A 21,295-nucleotide genomic window follows, 5' to 3' on the forward strand; every position below is an offset into this window, starting at 1 on the left:
GGACGGGAAGTCCGGTTCGTTGGGCAATATACGACTTTCCGGAGCCGGAGGGCCCGGCGAGCAGGACGACGCGGTGCGGGTGTTCCATTACTTTGAGTAACTCCGGCCAGACGGATTGCTATCAAATTGCATCAACATCTCATCACACCTCCGGCGAGGAACAACCTGGGCTTTCTTCTTGCGGGGCGGCGTGATGGAATCTCGGAGGTCCGACCCGCCGGGTCGGTCGCTCGGCGTTGCCCACGGGCCACGCCGGACGCGGTAATGCGAGGGCGGTGACGTGAGCAAACGGCCATCGACGGCGGGCTCCTTCCTGTCGCGTCTGAGCCGGCCGGCCAGCCGGCTCCGCGACATGCCGATCTGGTCCAAGCTCGGCCTGATCATGATCGTGCCGACCATCGCCACGGTCGTGGTCGGCACCAGCGGTCTGGTCGACCAGCTGGAGACGCTCAACAATGCCAACCGGGCCGGCAACCTGGCCACGCTGATCGGCTACTCAGGTGATCTGGTCGACAAGCTGCAGGACGAGCGGACCGCCGCCGTGCTGCTGCTGAGTGCCGAAGACCCGAAGGTCAAGGCCCGGTACAACGACGTCTACACCCATGCGGGCCAGGAGGTCGACAAGGCGCAGGGGAAGTACTCGCAGCAGCGCGTCGTGCTGGAGGAGCTGCCCCCCGCGCTGGAGAAGACCCTCGACGGGATCGACCAGGACCTTGAAGACCTGTCCGGCTCCCGCAGTCAGGTCTTCAACGGCAAGATGTCGACCAGCTTCGCGGTCAAGGGGTACGACGGCCTGATCAGCGAGCTGCTCGCGGTCCGTGACTCGAGCACCCAGCTCGCCGGCGACAGCGACCTGAGCGACCGGATGCGCGCCGCCGCCGCCGTCGCCCGCAGCAAGGAGTTCCTCTCCGAGCGCCGGGTGGTCGTGCACCTCGCGCTGGACCGCGGCCGGCTCGACCAGTCCCTGCGCACGGACTACATCAAAACCGTCACCGCCGAGCAGCAGGCGATCGAGTCCTTCACCGCCGTCGCCAACGGGTCCGAGAAGGAGCTCTACCAGCAGACCGTCGCCGGGGGCGACCTGCGCGAGGTGTCCTCCTACCAGGGCCAGATCGCCGGCAACGAGTCCGGGACACTGACGGGCGTCTCCTTCGGTGCGGACCAGTGGGACACCGCGATGGTCGGCAACGCCAAGTTGGTCCGTACCGTCGAGTCGCGGCTCGACGGCGACGTGGTCAAGCAGGCCGACCAACTCCGTTCGGACGTGCAGCGCCAGGTCTTCCTGCAGGCGGGCCTGCTGCTGAGCATGCTGCTGCTGGCGATCCTCTTCGCCTACCTGGTCGCCCGCTCGATGGCCCGCTCGCTGCGCGACCTGCGCCAGGGCGCCCTGTCGGTGGCCCAGTACGGCCTGCCGCAGGCGGTGGCCCGGCTGCGCGACCCGCAGGTCACCGGGCAGCTCTCCCCGGTGCAGCTGGCCAACCAGATCGCCGAGCCGCTGCCGGTACGCAGCAAGGACGAGTTCGGTCAGGTGACCGAGGCGTTCAACGCCGTCCACCTGGAGGCCGTCCGGACCGCGGCCGAGCAGGCCGCCCTGCGGGCCTCCGTCGCGACCATGTTCGTCAACCTGGCCCGCCGGTCGCAGATCCTGGTCGACCGGCTGATCGGCCACCTCGACCGGCTGGAGCGCGGCGAGGAGGACCCGGACCGGCTGGCCGAGCTGTTCCAGCTCGACCACCTGGCCACCCGGATGCGCCGCAACGACGAGAACCTGCTGGTCCTCGCCGGCGCGGACTCCACCCGCGTGCAGCGCGAGCCGGCCGCCCTGATCGACGTGCTCCGCGCCGCCCAGTCCGAGGTCGAGCACTACACCCGGATCGAGTTCGGCGTGATCGACCGGGACATCGAGGTCGCCGCGCACGCGGTCAACGACCTGGTGCACCTGGTCGCCGAGCTGTTCGACAACGCCACCGCCTTCTCTCCGCCGGACTCGCACGTCATGGTGGAGGCCCGGCGGGTGGGCGACCGCGCCTCCCTCTACGTCGAGGACCGGGGCATCGGCATCAGCTACGAGCAGCTCCGTGAGCTGAACGAGCGGCTGGCCACGCCGCCGCAGGTGGACGTGGCGGTCTCCCGGATGATGGGCCTGGTCGTGGTCGCCCGGCTGGCCTCCCGGCACGGCGTCAAGGTTGAGCTGCGGCCCGGTGCCGACCGGGGCACGGTCGCCGACGTCACGCTGCCCCCCTCGGTCCTGGTGCCGCGCGCGCTCTCCGGCCGCGGCCAGTCCGCGCCGGCGCTGCCGGCCGCCGGCCCGCAGCAGGGCGGTCCCACCCCGGCGTTCGGCGCCCTGGCCGCGCTGGGCAACGGCCCGCACACCCCGCCGCCGGGCCCGCACCCCGGTGCCTCCGGCAACCAGGTCACCCTCGGCGGGCGCTCCTTCGACCCGGCGTCGCGCAACGGCTCCGGCACCCCGGCCAACGCGGGTTCGGGCCGCGCGATGCCGGCCTGGTCCGACCTGACCGGCGCCGGCCCGCTCGCCGGCGGCGACGGCTTCACGCCGCGGAGCTCGAACGGCCAGCCGATCGACCCGCTGCCGCAGCGGCGCAACCCGGCCGAGGCCGACCCCGCCTCCACCGGCCAGCAGCCGGCCATCCCGCGGCAGCTGCCGAGCAGCCCGGAGGCGCGGCCGTACAACCCGCCGCCGGTCTCCGCCCCGCCGGTCCCGCCGGTGTCGGCGCCGCCGCTGCCGCCGGTCTCCGGTGTCCCGGTCTCCGGCCACCCGGCCTCCGGTTACCCCGTGTCGGGCTCGCCGGCCTCCGGCTACCCCGTGTCGAGCTCGCCGGCCTCCGGCTACCCCGTCTCCGGCTCGCCGGCCTCCGGTTACCCCGTGTCGGGTGCGCCGGTCTCCGGTCAGCCGGTGTCGGCCGCGCCGGCCGCGGGTCACCCGGTCTCGGTGCCCCCGGTGAACCAGGTGCCGCCGCGGCCCGCCCCGCCGACGCCCGCGTCGCACGTCGGCGCCCCACCGGTCTGGCCGCCGGTCGCCACACCCGACCAGGCAGCGGCTCCGGCCGTGCCGGAGCGGCTCGCCGCCGGCCTGGACATGACCACCGAGCTGCCCCGGGTCACCCGCCAGGAGGCGCCCCCGGCCGTCAATCGGCCGACGCCGGCGCCGGCCCCCGCGCAGCGGCCGGCCACCCCGCAGCAGCCGGGCAACCGCCAGCGGTACGCGGACGAGACGATGGAGCTGCCGATCTTCCGGGAGCTCGAGTCGGCCTGGTTCCGTACCCGCCGGCCGGGGCCCAACGAGGAGGCGGCCGCAGCGCAGGCCGCGGCGACCAACGGCGCCGCGACCCAGCAGTTCGCCAAGGTCGACGCCGCCGGTCGGGCCGTCCAGCAGACACCACCCGGGACGACAGGTAACACGCCGATGGCACACACTGCGACGGCCGGCGGCGCGCCGCACGACAACGGCTCGGCGAACGGGGGCGCCCGTCCCGGTAACGCCGGTGCGCTGCCCACCCGGCAGCCCGCCGCCCCGCCGCAGCCCGGTTGGCAGACCGCGGCCGACGACGGATGGAAGGCCGCCTCCGCGGCCACCGAGGTCCCGGTCGCGGAGACCACTCAGAAGGGCCTGCCGAAGCGGAAGCCGATGGCGCAGCTCGTGCCCGGTGGCATCGAGAAGCCGTCCACGTCGGTGCAGCGCCGCACGCCGGAGGGCGTGCGGGGTCTGCTTTCGGCCTACCATCGGGGCGTGCAGCGGGGGCGTACGAACCCGGCTGACAGCAACTCCACCGGCCCGGAGGGGACTCCGGGCGGGCAGCAGTCCTCGCAGTCTGACTCAGGCCCAGTGGCCGGGAGCGGGCAGAAGGAGCAACAAGGATGACAACTACGCAGGATCTCGGATGGCTGCTCGCCAACTTCGCCGACCGGGTGCCCGGTGTGGCGCACGCGGTCGCGGTCTCGGCCGACGGCCTGCTCCTCGCTTCGTCCCGTGACCTTCCGCGGGACCGCGCGGACCAGCTCGCGGCGATCGCGTCCGGCCTGGTCAGCCTGACCCAGGGCGCGGCTCGCTGCTTCGAGGGCGGGGCGGTGCTGCAGACCGTCGTCGAGATGGACAACGGCTTCCTGTTCCTGATGTCCATCTCGGACGGCTCGTCCTTCGCCGTGCTCGCCGCGCGCAGCTGCGACGTCGGGCAGGTCGGTTACGAGATGGCCCTGCTCGTCGACCGGGTGGGCGACGCTCTGACCCCGCAGCCGCGTACGGCTGTCGGGATGATGGGCTGAACGACGCGCTGACCGGTGGGTCAGGAGCGGCAACAACTACGACAAGGACGAATGCCACCGGGGCGAGCCGGTGCCGGGTACGAAGGAGGTGAGCGGCGACATGGTCGATCGTGACGAACCGACCGGAGCGTTGGTCCGTCCATACGCCGTGACCCGCGGTCGTACCCGTCCCCGGCTCGATATCGCCCTGGAGGCGCTCGTCGAGACGACGGTGCGCGGCCGGTCAGTTGCCACAGGCAACGGTGGCCAGGGCCGTGAGCACCAGTACATCGCCGCGCTGTGTGACGGACGCGTGCAGTCGCTCGCCGAGATCGCGGCGCGGCTGCAGCTTCCGCTCGGCGTGGCCCGGGTGCTCATCGCCGACATGGCGACGGACGGCCTGGTCGCGGTCCACGAGCCGACCATTTTGGACGACTCCGACGACGCGGTGGGCACTGAACTGCTGGAGAGGGTGCTGAGTGGACTTCGCAGGCTCTGACATGTCGCACCGGCCGCCGGCCCCGAGCGGGCGCGTGACGTCGGCGAAGATCGTTATCGCCGGTGGATTCGGCGTCGGCAAGACGACGCTGGTCGGCTCGGTCTCGGAGATCACGCCGCTGACCACCGAGGCGATCATGACTTCCGCCGGCGTGGGCGTCGACGACACCCGGCAGGTGCCGGGCAAGACGACGACCACGGTGGCCATGGACTTCGGTCGTATCTCGATCGATCGCGATCTGATCCTGTACCTGTTCGGTACGCCGGGTCAGACTCGGTTCTGGTTCATGTGGGATGAACTGGTCCGGGGCGCGATCGGCGCCGTCGTGCTGGTCGACACCCGTCGACTGGCCGACTGCTTCGCGGCCATCGACTTCTTCGAGCACCGGCGGCTGCCGTACCTGGTGGCCATCAACTGCTTCGACGGGATGCAGTACCACGACCCGCAGGATGTCCGGGACGCGCTGGCGATCTCCTCGGACGTGCCGGTGGTGGCCTGCGACGCCCGGAACCGGGAGTCGACGAAACACGTGCTGATCTCGCTGGTCGAGTACGTGCTCACCATGCGGCGCTCGCGGGCTGTCACCCCCGCCTGACCAGGTGACGAAGCGCCCGGCGGCCATCGGCCACCGGGCGCTTCTCGCTGTCCGCGGTTCGGTACGCTGCGCAGCCGGCCGGTGACCGTCCCGGCGGGATGGTCGGGGTCGGACGATCAGGCGGACAACCGCCGGGTGCCCCGGGGCGACCACGTAGGCGGCGAGCGAGTCGGGTTCCATGCCGCCGTGCCGGAGTCCGGGGCGGTGCCGCAGGGGACGGCCCGGCGATGCTACGCAGTGCACTGCGCACCGCCCGCACCCCGGAGTCGCCGTGCAGCCCGTCGGCGGCCAGCGGGGCGACCCGCCGTACCCGCTGCGGCCCGACCACTCCCGCCAGCCGGCCGGCCACGTGGGCGGCGTCCAGGGGAGCTTGTAGCTGCAGGTGCGCGCGGCGAGCCCACCCGGCGTCAAGTCATCCGGGTGGGCAGGAACACGCAGGTGGGGCGGGACGCGACTCTGATCAGGACCGGTAGCCGGCGGAGCGGTACTCGTACTCCCGGTCGTCGTCGCGGTCGCCGGTGTCCCGGCTGAAGTCCCAGCCGCCGGCCGCCTCCCGACCCGGGCGACCGCCGACGGCGAAGCCACCGATCTCCTGACCGCGACGCCAACCCCGGAAGTAGCCGGTGGTGTTCTCGGCGAGGCTGGCCGCGTTCCGGACGATCCGCAGTGGACGCTCCTCGCGCAGCGGCGAGCCCGGCACCAGGTTGGCCTGCGGGACCCGCTTGGGCAGGCCGGCCTTGGTTTCCGAGCCGACCGCCGGACGGGCCGCCTGCTCGGCCGCCTGCCAGCCGGTGTCCGCGGTGGTCGACCACTCCAGGTCGGCCTCGTCGCCGTGCCCGACGAACCAGGCCGACTTCGCCTGCGCGAAGATCAGCAGGTCGCCGTCGCCCTCGTCGGAGACCGGCGGCGGCCGGTGCTCCTTCGGCGCGGGCCGCCGCTCCAGCGGGGGCGGCAGCTCGGCGTGCGGCGGCAGCTCGGCGCGGGACGGCAGCTCGGCGCGGGGCGCCGGGCCGTTCAGCCGGTTGGCCTCCGCCCGCTCGACCAGCCGGAGCGACGGCGTGTCCAGCCCGGGGTCGGTCGGCGGGTTCAGCTCGTCACGCAGGGCCCGGTCGGCCAGCGGCGGTGGCTCCACCAGCCGCAGCATCGGCGGCTCCTGCGGCAGGTCGTCGGCGAGCCAGGGCGGGGTGACCCGGCCCGGGTCGCTCGGCGCGTCCACGCCCCGCCCGTACGGGTAGGCCCTCGCCTCCTTGGCCCGGTCGTCCTGGTCGTCGCCGTTGTTGACCAGCGGCCAGTTGGCCCGGGATCCCGGGGGAGCGGACTCCTGGCCGGGGCGGGGCGTCGGCACCGGGATGGTCAGGTCGGTGGCGCTGAACCCGCCGGTCGGCGGCTCCTGGTTGGTCTGGTTGGTCTTGGGCCGCGGCGGAATGATCGTGCGCTGCCGCTCGGCCCGCGCCTTGTTGATCGCGGCGGTGGTCAGCGTCGGGCGGAACGGCTCTCCGGCCTCGGCCGGCGGCACGGCCCCGCGCTGCGCCGGGGCGATCGGGGTGATCCCGGGCGGCGGCGGGGGCGGCGCGGAGATCGGCCGGTTGGTCGGCCCGTCCACCCGCGACGGTCGCGGCGCGCCGGTCGGCTCGGGGCGGGCGGGCGGCGCCGAGGCCGGCCGGCCCATGGCGGCCGGAGTGACCGGGGCCGGGGCGACGGGCGGCGGCGTAACCGGCGGCGGGGCCACCGGCGGCGGGCCGAGCGGCCGGGGCGCGGCCGGGCCGGCCGGACCGGAGACCGGCTCGGGACGGCTGCGCCGCCCCACCAACCCGCCGGAGGCGGGCTCGGGGCGGCCACGTCGGGCCGGCTCCTCCAACCCCGCGGAGACCGGCTCGGGGTGGCTGCGTCGGGCGGCCTCTTCCAAGCCGGCGGAGACCGGCTCGGGGCGGCCGCGCCGGGCGGTCTGTTCGGAGATCGGCTCGGGCTCGGTGGGGCGCACCGGGCGCAGCCCGTTGGAGGCCAGCTCCTCGACCTGCTCGCCGCGGCGGGCGGCGGCCCGGCGGCCGGGCGCCGGGGCGGGCGTGGTGACCCGGGCGTTGAGCGCGCCGACCAGCGCGTCGCAGCCGGCGTCGCAGGCCCGGACGGAGGCGACCGCCTGTCGTACGGTCTCGGCGACGGCGGCGGTGAGCGCCCGGTTGACGGTGGCCCGCCGAGGCGTCTCGGAGATGGCGACCCGCAGCGCGGTCACCGCGTCGTCGATGGTGTCGGCGTCGGCCACGCCCTCGGCGGCCAAATGCGCGGCGACGGCGTCCGCCGCGACCGAGACCTCGCGGCCCCGGGCCACCGTGCCGACGAGCATGCCCGGCTCGGGCAGCGCGTCGAGGACGGCCAGGGAGACCGGCTCGGCCGGGTCGGGGTACGCGCGCAGCGCGGCCGGGTAGAGCTCGCGGAGCACCTCGCGCAGCGCCACCGCGGCGGAGTGCCGGCCGCTGGCCAGTGCGGCGTGCGCCGCGAGGACCTGCTTGTAGTTGGCGAGGTCGCGCGGCGCCGGGAGGGTCACCGCGGAAAGCGCGCCGGCCTGGAGCGCCCGGGCCAGCCCGACCGCCCGGCGCTCGGCCGGCGGGGACTGCATCTCCTCAAGGGAGTCGTCGTCGGCGAAGCGCTCGGCGAAGTCGTCGACCGAGTCGTCGTCTGCGATCGCCAGCGGCCGACCCGCCGCGCTGAGCAGCGAGGTGACCGTGTGGTCGTCGCTGTCGGCAGCGATGGCCGCACCGCTCGGCCCGCCCGACCGCTCCACGAGCAGCGCGACCAGCTGGGCGTAGCCCGCCGGGTCGTCGCCGATCTCGCAGACATGCAGCAGACGGCCTGCGTCGTCGACCACAGCGGACGTCAGCGCCGATCCGGCCGAAGCCGACCGGTCGGCCGAATCCGCCGAGGCCAGACCGCAGTACACGCGCACGAGCGCCACGGCATCGTCCTCCTCCCGGGACTCAGGTCTTGCTCTGCCAGAGACTGATGCTCCCCGCTCCGGGTCAGTCGCGCCAGTCCACAACAGCAGAGATCTTGCCGACAATGGTGCGCCAACCCAAACTTGCGGTTTGTGCCCCGATTTTCTTCAGTCGGCGCCGGCCCATGAATCCACCGATTCCGCCATTGACAGAAGCGCGTAGCGCCTCGTCCAGATCGTCCAGGCTGGAGCCGGCGGAGAGCATGTCGAGCACGGCCGGTAGCCGCAGCGCGTACGCCAGGTCACGGGCGATCTCGCCGGCTTCGATCAACAGCGTGGGGTCCCACGCGTCGTGGCCGCCGCGGAGGTTCTCCACCACCAGGTCGAGCTCGTAGGTGTCCTCGTCCAGCGGGGCGATGTCGGCCGGTTCCACCCGTTCGGACAGTTCATTCCAGCTGTCCAGTTGAGACAGGTCGTTGGGCGCACCGGAACGGATGAAACTGACCAGCGACTCCGGGGTCTTGAACAGCAGCAGCTTGCCGCGGTGGGTGAGGAAGGCGGGCACCTCCTCGTCGCCCGCGGCGTCCGCCTCGTCCTCGTCCTCGTCGGCTTCCTCGGCCTCGTCGGCGGTGTCCTCGTCGGCGGCGTCCTCGTCCGCGGCCGCCTCGGCCTTGCCGTGCTTGCGGCGCCCGGCCCGCTCCTCGTCGTCCTCGTCCTCCTCGGCGGAGAGGGCGGCGAACTCCTCGTCGAGGATCACCACCTCCTCGTCGTCCTCGGTCTCGACGACCTGGCGACGGGCCAGGAAGGGGTCGTCCTGGTCGCGCTCGGCGACGTCGGTGGGGGTCAGCTCCCGCGCCGGCCGGTACGCCCGCAGGGTGAAGCCGGTGCCGGCGGGCAGGGCGATCTCCACCGGGTCGATCCGCAGCTCGTCCCAGAGCGCGCGGTCCGCCGCCGGGCGGTCGACCTCGGCCTCGTCTTCTGCGGCCGACGCGGTGGTGTCGTCGAGCTCGGGCTCGTCGGCGTCGGGCCGTTGGGGCGACTGGCGGGCCACGCTGACCTCCGTGTGCTTTCGGGTTGCCCACCCGGCGGCGCTCGACCGCCGAGTGACTCTGCGCACATACCCTAGTGGGCGTCCCGTCGCGGCGGGGAGCCGCACCCCGGTGGCGTCCCGGCCCGCGGACAAGTAGTCTTGCTACACATGAAGGCCCAGGCGCTGCACGGACACCTGGACGCGTTGCTGCTCGCGGTGCTGGAGCAGGGCGCCCTGCACGGCTACGCGATCATCGAGGCGCTCCGGGCCCGCAGCGGCGGCACCCTCGACCTGCCCACCGGCACCATCTATCCGGCACTGCGCCGCCTGGAACGGGCCGGCTACGTGGCCAGCGCCTGGAGCACCGTCAACGGCCGGGAACGGCGCACCTACCAGCTCACCGAGGCCGGCGGTCGGGCGCTCGCCGGGGAGCGCGCGGGGTGGCGCGAGTTCAGCGCCACCGTGGGACGCTTCCTCGGCACCGACGAGCCGCCCGCCGCCCCCGCCTGAGCCGGGGTCAGCCGGCGACGCGCGGCCCCCGCGTGGTGATCAACCAGTAGCGGGCGGCCCGGGCCAGGGCGAACCAGCCGGCGCCCACCAGCACCGCACCGATGATCATCGGAGGCCAGGTCAGCGCCGCGTCCCAGAGGTGGACCGACCAGCCGAACAGGGCCCCGCCGGCCGCCGCGCCGACCGCCAGCCCGCCGGTCAGCCCGAACCCCACCGCGCGGGCCAGCCGTGGCAGCCGGGGTGAGCCGTACCGGGCGGCCAGCAGGCCGAGCAGCAGCCCGGCCACCGCCAACCCGGCGATCACGCCCCAGATGCCGTTGACCGAGGCGGAGAGGAGCAGGTAACCCGCCGGTGGTCGGGGCCCGTCGCTCCAGCTCGACCCCCGCCAGGTCAGGTCGCCGGCGGCCATCAGCACCGCGGCCACCGCCAGCGCCCGCAGCGCCAGCCCGCGCAGCGCGCCCGCGGCCAGCTCGGCCTGGTAGCCGGGCGCGAGCTGGGCCGGCGTGCCGAACTCGGCCACCGCCCGCCGCTCGGCCTCCGCCACCGGCAGGCCCACCTCCCGGTACGCCTCGACGGCGTCCTCCAGCGCGTGCCGCGCCTCGGTCAGCAGGTCGGCCTTGAGCCGGGCCGGCCCGTGCAGCTGCCCGGCCAACTCGCGCAGCCGCTCGTCGACGCGGATCTCCTCGTACCCCCGCATGGGACCACCCTGCCACCGCGGGCCGCCGACCGCGTCGGGGAAAACCCCGGAAAGCCGCTCAGGGGGCCAGTGCCAGGTAGCCGCGCTCGGCCGCCTCCTGGAGCAGCCACTGTTCCCGGTACCAGCCCGGCCGGGCCACCAGCTCCTCGTGCCGGCCGCGCTGCACCACCCGGCCCGCGTCGAGCACCACGACCTCGTCCAGCCCGGCGAGGCCGCTGAGCCGGTGGCTGATCAGCAGCACCGAGTGCCCGGCCGGGGTGGCGGCCAGCGCCGAGGCGAGCACCGCGTCCGCGGCCGCCGGGTCGAGCCCCTCGGTCGGCTCGTCGAGCACCAGCACGGGCGGGGCGGCCAGCAGCGCCCGGGCCAGCGCGAGGCGCTGCCGCTGCCCGCCGGAGAGCTGCCCGCCCTGCTCGCCGACCACGGTGTCCCAGCCCTCCGGCTGGGCGCGTACCCAGTCCAGCAGGCCGGCCGCCCGGGTGGCGGCGGTCAGCTCCGCCTCGTCGGCGCGGGGCCGCCCGAGCAGCAGGTTCTCGCGGACCGTGGCGTGGAAGACGTACGCCTCGGCGAGCAGGCCGCCGACCATCCGGGGCAGCTCCTCGGCCGGGTGGGCCGCCACTGCCACGCCGTCCACGGTGACCTGGCCGGCGTCGGGGCGTACCGCCCCGGTGAGCACGGCGGCCAGGGTGCTCTTGCCGGCGCCGCTCGGCCCCACCACGGCCACCCGGCGGCCGGCCGGCAGGTCCAGGTCGACCCCGGACAGGGCGGGCGCCGCCCCCTCCCGGTAGCGGACGGTCACGCTCTCGAACCGGACGTCGTGCCCGCCCGCCGCCGGCCCGGCGGGGGCGGTGGGCGCCGGCTCCCCGGCCTCGGTGAGCAGGTCGGCCACCCGGGCCAGGCCGGCGCGGAGCTGGGTGCGCTGCCGGGCCGCCCCGACCAGCGCGAGGGCGACCTCGACGGCGGCCAGCGTGCCCACCGCCAGGACGCCGACCAGCACCCCGCCGACGCCCGCGCGCAGCGCCACGACCACCACGGCGGCGGCGGTGAGCCCGCCCACCAGCACCCCGGCCGCGTCCACCGCGAAGCCGGTCGCGGCGAGCCGGCGTTCCAGCCGGGCCAGGCGGCCGGTCCGGGTCTCGGCCGCGGCGAGCGCCGTGCCGGTCGCTCCGAAGGCGGCCAGGTCGGCGGCCCCGTGGGTCAGGTCGACCGCGTCCACCGCGAGCGCGCCCCGCAGCGGGGCCACCTCGTCGGCGGCCCGTCGGGTCAGCCCGGCGGCCAGCGCGGGCAGCGCCACCCCGGCGACCAGCAGCCCGACGGCGAGCACGCCCGCGGCCGGCGGCGAGATCAGCGCGGCGCTGCCGACGGCGAGCAGGCTCACCAGGGCCGCCGCCGCCCCCGGCACCAGCACCCGCAGCAGCAGGTCCTGCACCGCTTCCACGTCCGACACCAGCCGGCTCAGCGCGTCACCGCTGCGCTGGGTGGCGGTCTCCCGCCGGACGGTCAGGGTGGCGAAGACCCGGGCCCGGACGTCGGTGATCATGCGAAGCACCGCGTCGTGCCCGGCCAGCCGTTCGGTGTAGCGGAGCACGCCCCGGCTGACCGCGAGCGCGCGCACCGCGACGATCGCCACGGTCAGCCGGTCCAGCGGCGGCCGGCCGGCGGCGCTCATCAGCAACCAGGTGGCGGTGGCCATCAGGGCCAGCCCGGCGAACTCGGTGGCCGCGGCGAGCAACCCGGCGCCCAGCAGGCGGCCCAGGTAGGGCCGGGCCAGCCGCAGCACCGTCCGCTCGGCGCTCGCGCCGCCCCGGACCCCGGAGGCCGCCGCGGCGGCGACGGTCGGCGCCGGGCCGCCCGGCAGCAGCTCGGGAGGGCTCGTCTCGGCGGCGGTCGGCACGCCCGGGTCGCGACCGGCCGGGGTCACCCCGTCCCGGGCGACCCCGCCCGGTACGGCCCGCACCGGCTGGTCCGGCCGGTCCGGCAGCACGCCGTCCGCGGCCGCGCCGGGCACCCGGTCGCGTCGGCCGGTGTCGTCCGGCCGTTCGGGACGCTCGGGTACGACCGGTCCGTCGGTCATGGCGTCACCTTCCCGGCCGGTACCGCGCTCAGCTCGGTGACCCGGCCGTCCTCGACGCGGAGGATCCGGTCGGCGTCCTCCAGCAGCGCGGGCCGGTGCGCGACCAGCAGCGCGGTACGCCCGGCGACCAGCCGCCGGGTGGCCGCCAGCACGATCGCCTCGCTGGCGCTGTCCAGCCGGGCGGTCGGTTCGTCGAGGAGCACCAGGGGGGCGTCCCGGAGGAACGCCCTGGCCAGCGCGACCCGCTGCCGCTGCCCGCTGGACAGGCCGTGCCCGCGCTCGCCGAGGGTGGTGCCGAGCCCGTCGGGCAGGGCGGCGACCACCTCGTCCAGCGCGGCGTCGGTGACCGCGCCGGCCAGCGCGGCGTCCGGTGTGGCGGGGGCGCCGAGGCGGATGTTGTCGGCCAGCGAGCCGGCGAAGAGGTGGGCCCGCTGCGGCACCCAGGCCAGCTCGCGCCGCCAGGCGTCGAGGTCGACGTGCGCGAGGTCCACCCCGTCGACGGTGACCCGGCCGGCGGTCGGGGTGACGAAGCCGAGCAGCAGGCCGAGGAGGGTGGTCTTGCCCGCCCCGCTGGGGCCGATGACGGCGATCCGCTCGCCGGGGCGGATGGTGAGCGTGACGTCCCGCAGGGCGGTGGTCCGCTCGTACGCGACGGTCACACCCTCGAAGCGGATCTCGCCCCGGCCGCCCGGCGCCGGCCGGGTGCCGCCGGGGACGGCCGCCTCGGGCGGCGCGGAGAGGGTGAGCGCCTCGTCGAGCGCGGTCAGCCCCTCCATGCTGGCGTGGAACCGGCTGCCCGCCGCCCTCAGCGGCAGGTACGCCTCCGGGGTGAGCAGCAGCACCAGCAGCGCGGTGGAGAGGGTGATGCCGCCGCCGAGCAGCCGGATGCCGACCGGCACGGCGACCAGCGCCACCGAGAGGGTGGCGACCAGTTCGAGGACCAGCGCCGACAGGAAGGCGATCCGCAGCGTCTTCATGGTGGCCTGGCGGTGACCGTCGGCCATCCGGCGTACCACGTCCACCTGGGCCCGGGCCCGGCCGAAGGCGCGCAGCGTGGGCAGCCCGGCGACCATGTCGAGGAAGTGCCCGCCGAGCAGCGACAGCCGCCGCCACTGCCGCTCGGTGGCGGCCTGCGCCTGCCAGCCGAGCAGCGCCCCGAAGACCGGGATGAGCGGGATGGTCAGCGCGATGATCAGCGCCGAGCTCCAGTCGGCGAGCACGATGCGGGCCAGCACGGCCAGTGGAACGGTCACGCTCAGCACGAGCTGCGGCAGGTAGCCGGTGAAGTAGGGGTCGAGCGCGTCCAGGCCGCGCCCGGCGAGGGTGGCGAGCTGCCCGGCGCGCCGGCCCGCGACCCAGGTAGGACCGTGCCGGCCGACGGCGCGCAGCAGGTCGGCCCGGAGCGCCGCCTTGACCGTCGCCGCCGCCCGGGCCGCCACCGTGCCCTGCGCCCAGCTCACCAGCGCCCGGGCGGCGACCGCCGCCACGAGACCGGCCAGTGCCGCCCGGTGCAGCCGCCCGTCGATCGCGGTGGCCAGCAGGGTGGCCAGCGCGGTGGCCTGCGCGACCACCAGCAGCGCGGTCAGCCCGCCCAGCACCGCGAGCACGGCGAGGTCGCGCCGGGCCGCGGGGACCCGGCGCAGCAGCCGCGGGTCGAACGGACGGCGGTTCACCAGTACACCGGTGCCCTGCCGTCGGTCCGTCCCCGGAACACCCACCAGCACATCGCCTGAAAGCCTAGTAGGGCCGGCACGAGCGGCAGCGCCAGCCAGCCCAGCAGCGCGAGTGTCGGCCCGCTCGCGGCGGCGTCCGCGACGGTCAGTGCGGTCGCCGGGTCGGCGGTGGAGACCAGTACCCGGGGCCAGAGCGCGGCGCCGATCAGCGGCGCCGGCAGGGCCAGTGCCGCGCTGGTCGCCGCGAAGGCCACCCCGGCCCGGCCCCGCCGCAGCGCCGCGCGGGCCACCAGCAGCGCCGCCACCAGCGCCAACGGCAGGAGTACGGCGACCGCCGGGCGTCCCACGGCGGCGCGTACCCGGTCGGAGAGCAGGCCCAGGACGGCGGCGGTGGCGACCGCGGTGAGCGCCGCCGGCACCAGGCCGCGGGCCAGCCGGGCGGCCGACGGCACGTCGGAGGCCGGCAGCCGCAGCGTGAGGAAGGTCGCACCCTGCACGGCGACCAGCGCGAGCAGCGCCAGCGCGGCGGCGGCCACGAACGGGGTGAGCAGGTGGCCGACGCCGGCCACGTGCCCGTCGCCGCCCGGCGGCACGCCCTGGAGCAGCCCGCCGAGCAGCGCGCCCCAGCCGAGCGCCGCCAGCACGCTGCCGGCCACCACCACCCGGTCCCAGCCGGCCCGGGCCGCCCCGCCCCGCGGCCGGCTGCGCAGCTGCACCCCGGCCGTCACCAGCACCACTCCGGCGAGCGCGGCGAGCACGGCCGGATAGCAGCCGGAGAGCAGCTCGCCCTCCAGGGTGGGGAAGGCGCCGAACAGGATGCCGACCGCGGCCACCAGCCAGACCTCGTTGCCGAGGAAGAACGGCCCGACCGCGTTCAGCGCGGCGCGCCGGGCCTCCGGCGTGGCGCCCCGGGCCAGCAGCAGCCCGACGCCGTAGTCGTAGCCGCCGAGCACGAGGTAGGTGGCGAAGAAGAGGCCGAGCAGGGCGTACCAGGCGAGTTCCACGGCGGGCCTCCCTCAGGCGAACACGGGGTGGGGGTGGTGGTCGGTGTCCGGCGCGGGTGGCCGGCCGAGCGCGGGATCATGGGCGCCCCGGGCGGCGTGCCGGGCCAGCAGCACCCAGTTGGTGACGGCGAGGGTGCCGAGCAGCAGGGTGAAGCCGATCAGCGAGGTGAGCATCAGTCCGGCGCTCACCGGCGAGACGGCCTGCCCGGTCGGCAGCAGCCCGTACGCGACCCAGGGCTGGCGTCCCACCTCGCGGGCGATCCAGCCGAGGATCACGGCGACGAAGGGCAGCGGCACGGCGAGCAGCACCAGCCAGAGCGGGAACTTCAACCGGATGATCCAGTCCCGCCAGAGCAGCGGCAGCAGCAACCAGGCGCAACCCAGGGTGAAGCCGATCAGGATCATGAAGCCCAGGCCGACGTTGGACAGCACCGGCGGCGTGTAGTCGCCCGGGCCGAACCTCGCCGTCCACTCGGCGACAAGCGCGTCGCGGTCGGCGCCGCCGCCGAACTTGGTCGGCTGGAGTTCACCGACCGGGCCGAACTGCGCGAAGCCGAAGCCCTGGAGCGTGGTCACCGCGAGCGCCGCGGTGATCAGGCCGAGCCGCAGCGACTTGCGGAAGAGCAGGAAGTCCGGGGTACGCCGGATCAGGTGCCAGGCGCTGACCGCGGCCATCAGCATCCCGCCGGTGACCAGCCCGGCCGAGACCACGTGGCCGAAGGCGAAGCCGAGGGTGGGGTTGGTGAGCAGCGCGCCGAAGTCGGTGAGGTGGGCGACGCCGTCGCGGACCTCGTAGCCGACCGGGTGCTGGAGCCAGGCGTTGGCCACCATGATCCAGAACGCCGAGGCGTACGCGGTGAGCGCGACGCCCCAGAGCAACGCCAGGTGGACGCCGCGCCGCAGCCGGTGCCAGCCGAAGATCCACATACCGAGGAACGTGGACTCCAGGAAGAAGGCGACCAGCGTCTCGATGGCCAGCGGTGCGCCGAACACGTTGCCCACGTAGCGCGACAGGCCGCTCCAGTTCAGCCCGAACTGGAACTCCATCACGATCCCGGTGGCGATGCCGAGCACGTAGTTGATCACGTAGAGCTGGCCCCAGAAGCGGGTGAGTCGCTCGTACACCGGCTTGCCGGTGACGAAGCCGGCGGTCTGCAGGCCGACCAGCAGGGTGACCAGGCCGAGGGTGACCACCACGAAGAGGAAGTGGATCGAGGTGGTCGTGGCGAACTGCAGGCGGGCGAGGAGCAGGGGATCCATGGCCGTTCTCCCACGAGTTGACTCACTTGTCATAGCGAGCCTACACGTAGCGTCGCTACCTATGCGGACCGGTGGCGACTCCGGGCGGGCTGCGCACCGGTCAGCTCAGGAAGAGGGAGATCGGCAGGGCGACGAGCAGGGCCGCGACGGACAGCGCGGTGGCGCCGAGCACCCGGGGCGGCCGGTCGGCCACCAGGAGCCGCTGCACCCGTACGTCGAGGTCGCGGTCGCCGAGGCCGAGGGTGCCGGCCGGGGTGACCCGGTGCCCGGCGGCGGCGAACCGGCGCAGCGCGCCCGCCAGCGGCTCCTCCGCGTGCAGCTCGCGGGCCTTGTCGTCGGCGCGCATCTCGACCAGCAGGGCCACCCGCTCGTGGGCGTCCCGCACCCAGCGGAACCAGGGCAGCGCCCGGCAGAGCGCGGTGAACGGCAGCAGCACGAGGTCGTGCCGCTCCTGGGCGTGCGCCCGCTCGTGGGTGAGCACCGCCGCCAGTTCGGCCCGGTCGAGCAGGCTGAGCGTGCCGGCGCTGACCACCACCCGGGGCTTCACCCCGGGCAGGCAGTACGCGGCCGCGCTCGGGTGGTCGAGCACCAGCGCGCCGGGCACCGTCGGGTCGCGCCGGGCGACCAGGCTGAGCAGCTCCCGGTGCCGGCGCTGGGCGCGTACCGTGCCGTGGATGCTGCGCACGGTCGTGGTGAGCAGCACCGCGCCGATGCCGAAGCCGACCCCGACCAGACCGAGGTGCAGCGCGCCGAGCCCGGCCGGCAGGGTGCCGTGGGCCAGGTCGTCGGCGAGGGTGAGCAGCGCGCTCCCGGTCGGCAGCTCGTACGCGGCCAGGCCGAGGGCCATGGGCAGGCCCATGGCGGAGAGGCCGAGCGCCAGTCCGACCGCCTGCCAGCAGACGATCGCCACCCGCGGGGCCTGCCAGGTCCACCGCGCGGCGGCCAGGACCTGCGCGGTCAGCCAGCAGGCCAGGGTGGTCGCGGCGAAGTGCACGGCGTACGCCACGGCGGCCGCCCTACCGGTCCGTCGCCTCGTCGAGCGCCGGGCCGCCGGCCCGCGGGTCCTCGACCCGGTCGGTCAGCCCGGACTCGGCCGGCCCGGAGCCGGCCAGGCCCGCCTCGGCGCTGAGCGCCGCGCGCAGCACCTCGGCCTCGGTGCCGGTCACTGAGCGGGCGAAGCGCACCAGCGCGGCGTCCCGGCTGCCGCCGAGGTCGAGGGCGTCGAGCATGAGCTGGGCGATGTGCGCCTCGCGGGTGGCGGCGGGCCGGTAACGCCAGGCCCGCCCCTCCCGCTCGCGCTGCACCATGCCCTTGCCGGCGAGCCGGTCCAGCACGGTCATCACCGTCGTGTAGGCCAGCTCACGCCCGTCGAGGGCGTCGGCGACCTCGCGTACGGTCACGCCGTCCGACGTGGCGGGGACCGAGTCCCACAGCACGTCCATCACCGCACGTTCCAGATCACCGAGCCGAGTCACCCGCTAATCCTACCTCGCGTAGTAGAACGGACTCACACGCCCTTGGGGTGCCAGACGGTCTTGGTCTCCAGGAGCGTGGTCATCCGGGCGATGCCCGGGTCGGCGAACCAGTCGTGGTCGGCCGGGGCCGGCCGGAGCACCCGCTTGAGGTTCTCCGCGGCCTTGACCTCCAGCTCGGCGGCCAGTTCGGCGTCGGCGACCCCGGTCAGGTCGATGGCGTTGACGTCCATGTGCGCGGCCAGCGTCGGCACGGTCTCCGACAGCCGGCCGGTGAGGATGTTCACCACCCCGCCCGGCAGGTCGGAGGTGGCCAGCACCTCGGCCAGGGTCACCGCGGCCAGCGGCGCCGACGGGGAGGCGGCCACCACCACGGTGTTGCCGGTGACGATCGCCGGGGCGATCACGCTGACCAGGCCGAGCAGCGCCGGGGACTCCGGGGCCACCACGGCCACCACGCCGGTCGGCTCCGGCGCGGACAGGTTGAAGTACGGCCCGGCCACCGGGTTCGCGCCGCCGTAGACCTGGGGGAGCTTGTCGGACCAGCCGGCGTACCAGACCCAGCGGTCGATGGCCGCGTCGACCTCGTCGGCGGGCGCGCCGAGGGCGACGAACTGGTCGCGCCGGCCCTCCAGCATCTCGGCGACCCGGTAGAGGATCTGACCGCGGTTGTACGCGGTCGCCCCGGCCCAGCCCTTCACGGCGGCCCGGGCGGCGACCACCGCGTCCCGCGCGTCCTTGCGGGAGGCCAGCGACACGTTGGAGTCCTGCACGAGATACGACCGTCCCGACTCGCTGCGCGGGAACTTCCCGCCGATGAAGAGCTTGTACGTCTTGCGTACCGCGACCCGCTCAGACATTGAGGTACGCCTCCAGCCCGTGCCGGCCGCCCTCGCGGCCGTAGCCCGACTCCTTGTAGCCGCCGAACGGCGAGGTGGGGTCGAACTTGTTGAACGTGTTGGCCCAGACCACGCCGGCGCGCAGCCGGTCGGCCGTCCACAGGATCCGGGAGCCCTTGTCGGTCCAGATCCCGGCCGACAGCCCGTACGGGGTGTTGTTGGCCTTCTCCACGGCCTCGGCCGGGGTGCGGAAGGTCAGCACGGACAGCACCGGGCCGAAGATCTCCTCGCGGGCGATCCGGTGCGCCTGGGTGACACCGGTGAAGATGGTCGGCGCGAACCAGAAGCCGCGGTCGGGCAGCTCGCACGGCGGCGACCAGCGCTCGGCGCCCTCGGCGGCGCCGGCCTCCGACAGCTCGCGGATCCGGGCCAGCTGGGCGGCCGAGTTGATCGCGCCGATGTCGGTGTTCTTGTCCAGCGGGTCGCCCACCCGGAGCTGGGCCATCCGCCGCTTCAGCGACTCCAGCACCCGGTCGGCGACCGACTCCTGGACCAGCAGCCGGGAGCCGGCGCAGCAGACGTGCCCCTGGTTGAAGAAGATGCCGTTGACGATGCCCTCGACGGCCTGGTCGACCGGGGCGTCGTCGAAGACGATGTTGGCGGCCTTGCCGCCCAGCTCCAGGGTGAGCTTCTTGCGGGTGCCGGCGACCGCGCGGGCGATGGCCTTGCCGACCTCGGTGGAGCCGGTGAAGGCGACCTTGTCCACGCCAGGGTGCTCGACCAGCGCCCGGCCGGTCTCGCCGGCGCCGGTGACGATGTTGACCACGCCGGCCGGCAGGTCGGCCTGCTGGCAGATCTCGGCGAAGAGCAGCGCGGTCAGCGGGGTGGTCTCGGCCGGCTTGAGCACCACGGTGTTGCCGGCCGCGAGCGCCGGGGCGATCTTCCAGGCCAGCATGAGCAGCGGGAAGTTCCACGGGATGACCTGCGCGGCCACGCCGAGCGGCCGTGGGTTCGCGCCGAAGCCGGCGTGCTCCAGCTTGTCGGCCCAGCCGGCGTAGTAGAAGAAGTGCGCGGCGACCAGGGGCAGGTCGACGTCCCGGGACTCCTTGATCGGCTTGCCGTTGTCCAGCGACTCCAGCACGGCCAGCTCGCGGGAACGCTCCTGGATGATCCGGGCGATCCGGAACAGGTACTTGGCCCGGTCCCGGCCCGGCATCGGACCCCAGACCTTCTGGTACGCCTCGCGGGCGGCGCGGACGGCGCGGTCCACGTCCTGGCTGCCGGCCTCGGCGATCTCGGCCAGCACCTCCTCGGAGGCCGGGTTGATCGACTTGAAGCTGCCGCCGTCGGTCGGGTCGACGAACTTGCCGTCGACGAAGAGCCCGTACGAGGGCTTGATGTCCACCACCGAGCGCGACTCGGGGGCGGGTGCGTATTCGAACATCGCGCTCAGTCCAGGGTGAAGTAGTCGGGGCCGGCGTAGACGCCGGTCGTCAGCTTGGTGCGCTGCATCAGCAGGTCGTTGAGCAGGCTGGACGCGCCGAACCGGAACCAGTCCGGGTCCAGCCAGTCGGGGCCGACGGTCTCGTTGACCATGACCAGGTACTTGATCGCGTCCTTGGTGGTCTTGATGCCGCCGGCCGGCTTCACGCCGACCTGCCGCCCGGTGGCGGCGCGGAAGTCGCGGACCGCCTCCAGCATCACCAAAGTCACCGGCAGGGTGGCCGCGACCGGGACCTTGCCGGTGGAGGTCTTGATGAAATCGCCGCCGGCCAGCATGGCCAGCCAGGAGGCGCGGCGCACGTTGTCGTAGGTCGCCAGCTCGCCGGTTTCCAGGATCACCTTGAGGTGGGCGTCGCCGCAGGCCTCCTTGGTGGCCACGATCTCGTCGTAGACCTCCTTGTAGCGGCCGGCCAGGAAAGCGCCCCGGTTGATCACCATGTCGATCTCGTCCGCGCCGGCCTCGACAGCCGCCCGGGTGTCGGCGAGCTTGATCTCCAGGGGGGCCTGGCCGGACGGGAAGGCGGTCGCCACGCTGGCCAGGTGCACGCCCGAGCCGCGCAGCACCTCGGCCACGTACGGGACCATCGCCGGGTAGACGCAGACGGCGCCGACGTGCGGGCAGGACGGGTCGGCCGGGTCGGGACGCAGCGCCTTGGCGGCGAGCGCCCGCACCTTGCCGGGGGTGTCGGCCCCTTCGAGGGTGGTGAGGTCGACCATCCGGATCGCCAGGTCGATGGCCTGCGCCTTGGCGGTGGTCTTGATGGAGCGGGTGCCGAGCTGTGCCGCCCGCTGCTCCGCGCCGACCTGGTCCACGCCGGGCAGGCCGTGCAGGAAGGTCCGCAGAGCGGTCTCGGATCGTCCCAGCTCGGAGAGCTCCGACCGGGCCGACGTCGCTGTCGCCGTCATGCCCCGAATACTACGCACTCGCGAGTGCCGTGATCTTGGTCACGCCG

The 21,295-nt window shown here is 74.7% G+C and carries 17 protein-coding genes; 5 read left to right on the top strand and 12 right to left on the bottom strand.

The features are described 5' to 3' along the window. Positions 1-280 precede the first annotated feature (280 nt). From AB0F68_RS10735 to AB0F68_RS10750, 4 genes are all read left to right on the top strand, one after another. Complete coding sequence (locus tag AB0F68_RS10735) at positions 281-3,880, top strand: nitrate- and nitrite sensing domain-containing protein (RefSeq protein ID WP_357335025.1); 3,600 nt, start codon at positions 281-283, stop codon at positions 3,878-3,880. Further along, positions 3,877-4,281 carry a roadblock/LC7 domain-containing protein gene (locus AB0F68_RS10740; protein ID WP_013283992.1) on the top strand — a complete coding sequence of 135 codons (405 nt, stop codon included), beginning with the start codon at positions 3,877-3,879 and terminating at the stop codon, positions 4,279-4,281. The genes AB0F68_RS10735 and AB0F68_RS10740 overlap by 4 nt, the downstream gene beginning before the upstream one ends. Before the next feature lie 100 nt (positions 4,282-4,381). Next, entirely contained in the window at positions 4,382-4,759 is a 378-nt protein-coding gene (locus AB0F68_RS10745) for a DUF742 domain-containing protein (protein WP_357335373.1), read from the top strand. 1 nt (position 4,760) lies between these two features. Then, positions 4,761-5,354 carry an ATP/GTP-binding protein gene (locus AB0F68_RS10750; protein ID WP_357335027.1) on the top strand — a complete coding sequence of 198 codons (594 nt, stop codon included), beginning with the start codon at positions 4,761-4,763 and terminating at the stop codon, positions 5,352-5,354. A 460-nt stretch (positions 5,355-5,814) separates the two neighbouring features. Here AB0F68_RS10750 and AB0F68_RS10755 read toward each other — a convergent pair whose 3' ends face one another. Then, entirely contained in the window at positions 5,815-8,304 is a 2,490-nt protein-coding gene (locus tag AB0F68_RS10755) for a transposase (RefSeq protein ID WP_357335030.1), read from the bottom strand. 64 nt (positions 8,305-8,368) lie between these two features. Further along, on the bottom strand, positions 8,369-9,334 hold the full coding sequence (locus AB0F68_RS10760; RefSeq protein WP_357335032.1) for a DNA primase: 966 nt from the start codon (positions 9,332-9,334) through the stop codon (positions 8,369-8,371). 147 nt (positions 9,335-9,481) lie between these two features. Here AB0F68_RS10760 and AB0F68_RS10765 point away from each other — a divergent pair, with 147 nt between their 5' ends. Beyond that, on the top strand, positions 9,482-9,823 hold the full coding sequence (locus AB0F68_RS10765; protein WP_357335034.1) for a helix-turn-helix transcriptional regulator: 342 nt from the start codon (positions 9,482-9,484) through the stop codon (positions 9,821-9,823). A gap of 7 nt (positions 9,824-9,830) precedes the next feature. Here AB0F68_RS10765 and AB0F68_RS10770 read toward each other — a convergent pair whose 3' ends face one another. From AB0F68_RS10770 to deoC, 10 genes are all read right to left on the bottom strand, one after another. Next, the gene (locus AB0F68_RS10770; RefSeq protein WP_357335036.1) at positions 9,831-10,520 is read right to left on the bottom strand and encodes a permease prefix domain 1-containing protein; all 690 of its coding nucleotides are present in this window, start codon (positions 10,518-10,520) and stop codon (positions 9,831-9,833) included. Between the two features lie 58 nt (positions 10,521-10,578). Further along, positions 10,579-12,591, bottom strand: coding sequence for a thiol reductant ABC exporter subunit CydC (gene cydC / locus AB0F68_RS10775; RefSeq protein WP_357335039.1), 2,013 nt, complete (start codon positions 12,589-12,591; stop codon positions 10,579-10,581). After that, positions 12,588-14,264 carry a thiol reductant ABC exporter subunit CydD gene (cydD, locus tag AB0F68_RS10780; RefSeq protein WP_357335041.1) on the bottom strand — a complete coding sequence of 559 codons (1,677 nt, stop codon included), beginning with the start codon at positions 14,262-14,264 and terminating at the stop codon, positions 12,588-12,590. Before cydD ends, cydC begins: the two co-directional genes overlap by 4 nt. Next, positions 14,261-15,268, bottom strand: coding sequence for a cytochrome d ubiquinol oxidase subunit II (locus AB0F68_RS10785; protein ID WP_357335043.1), 1,008 nt, complete (start codon positions 15,266-15,268; stop codon positions 14,261-14,263). The genes cydD and AB0F68_RS10785 overlap by 4 nt, the downstream gene beginning before the upstream one ends. A gap of 12 nt (positions 15,269-15,280) precedes the next feature. After that, positions 15,281-16,528, bottom strand: a complete 1,248-nt coding sequence (locus AB0F68_RS10790; RefSeq protein WP_357335045.1) for a cytochrome ubiquinol oxidase subunit I — start codon at positions 16,526-16,528, stop codon at positions 15,281-15,283. Positions 16,529-16,628: 100 nt separating this feature from the next. Next, complete coding sequence (locus AB0F68_RS10795) at positions 16,629-17,534, bottom strand: M56 family metallopeptidase (protein ID WP_357335047.1); 906 nt, start codon at positions 17,532-17,534, stop codon at positions 16,629-16,631. Positions 17,535-17,544: 10 nt separating this feature from the next. Continuing rightward, positions 17,545-18,003 carry a BlaI/MecI/CopY family transcriptional regulator gene (locus AB0F68_RS10800; RefSeq protein WP_107078685.1) on the bottom strand — a complete coding sequence of 153 codons (459 nt, stop codon included), beginning with the start codon at positions 18,001-18,003 and terminating at the stop codon, positions 17,545-17,547. 32 nt (positions 18,004-18,035) lie between these two features. Beyond that, positions 18,036-18,860, bottom strand: coding sequence for an aldehyde dehydrogenase family protein (locus AB0F68_RS10805; RefSeq protein WP_357335049.1), 825 nt, complete (start codon positions 18,858-18,860; stop codon positions 18,036-18,038). After that, positions 18,853-20,283 carry an aldehyde dehydrogenase family protein gene (locus AB0F68_RS10810; protein WP_357335051.1) on the bottom strand — a complete coding sequence of 477 codons (1,431 nt, stop codon included), beginning with the start codon at positions 20,281-20,283 and terminating at the stop codon, positions 18,853-18,855. The genes AB0F68_RS10805 and AB0F68_RS10810 overlap by 8 nt, the downstream gene beginning before the upstream one ends. A gap of 5 nt (positions 20,284-20,288) precedes the next feature. Then, positions 20,289-21,248 (bottom strand): deoxyribose-phosphate aldolase, encoded by a 960-nt coding sequence (gene deoC / locus AB0F68_RS10815; RefSeq protein ID WP_357335054.1) that lies wholly within the window; start codon positions 21,246-21,248, stop codon positions 20,289-20,291. Positions 21,249-21,295: the final 47 nt, after the last annotated feature.

The organism is Micromonospora sp. NPDC023966, from assembly GCF_040639095.1.
Taxonomy (GTDB): domain Bacteria; phylum Actinomycetota; class Actinomycetes; order Mycobacteriales; family Micromonosporaceae; genus Micromonospora.

Bases quoted from the DNA above. Each gene is read 5' to 3' on its own strand.
- AB0F68_RS10740 (WP_013283992.1), top strand. From the start codon at position 3,877: ATGACAACTACGCAGGATCTCGGATGGCTGCTCGCCAACTTCGCCGAC.
- AB0F68_RS10745 (WP_357335373.1), top strand. From the start codon at position 4,382: ATGGTCGATCGTGACGAACCGACCGGAGCGTTGGTCCGTCCATACGCC.
- AB0F68_RS10750 (WP_357335027.1), top strand. From the start codon at position 4,761: ATGTCGCACCGGCCGCCGGCCCCGAGCGGGCGCGTGACGTCGGCGAAG.
- AB0F68_RS10765 (WP_357335034.1), top strand. From the start codon at position 9,482: ATGAAGGCCCAGGCGCTGCACGGACACCTGGACGCGTTGCTGCTCGCG.
- AB0F68_RS10770 (WP_357335036.1), bottom strand. From the start codon at position 10,520: ATGCGGGGGTACGAGGAGATCCGCGTCGACGAGCGGCTGCGCGAGTTG.
- cydC (WP_357335039.1), bottom strand. From the start codon at position 12,591: ATGACCGACGGACCGGTCGTACCCGAGCGTCCCGAACGGCCGGACGAC.
- AB0F68_RS10790 (WP_357335045.1), bottom strand. From the start codon at position 16,528: ATGGATCCCCTGCTCCTCGCCCGCCTGCAGTTCGCCACGACCACCTCG.
- AB0F68_RS10805 (WP_357335049.1), bottom strand. From the start codon at position 18,860: ATGTCTGAGCGGGTCGCGGTACGCAAGACGTACAAGCTCTTCATCGGC.
- AB0F68_RS10810 (WP_357335051.1), bottom strand. From the start codon at position 20,283: ATGTTCGAATACGCACCCGCCCCCGAGTCGCGCTCGGTGGTGGACATC.
- deoC (WP_357335054.1), bottom strand. From the start codon at position 21,248: ATGACGGCGACAGCGACGTCGGCCCGGTCGGAGCTCTCCGAGCTGGGA.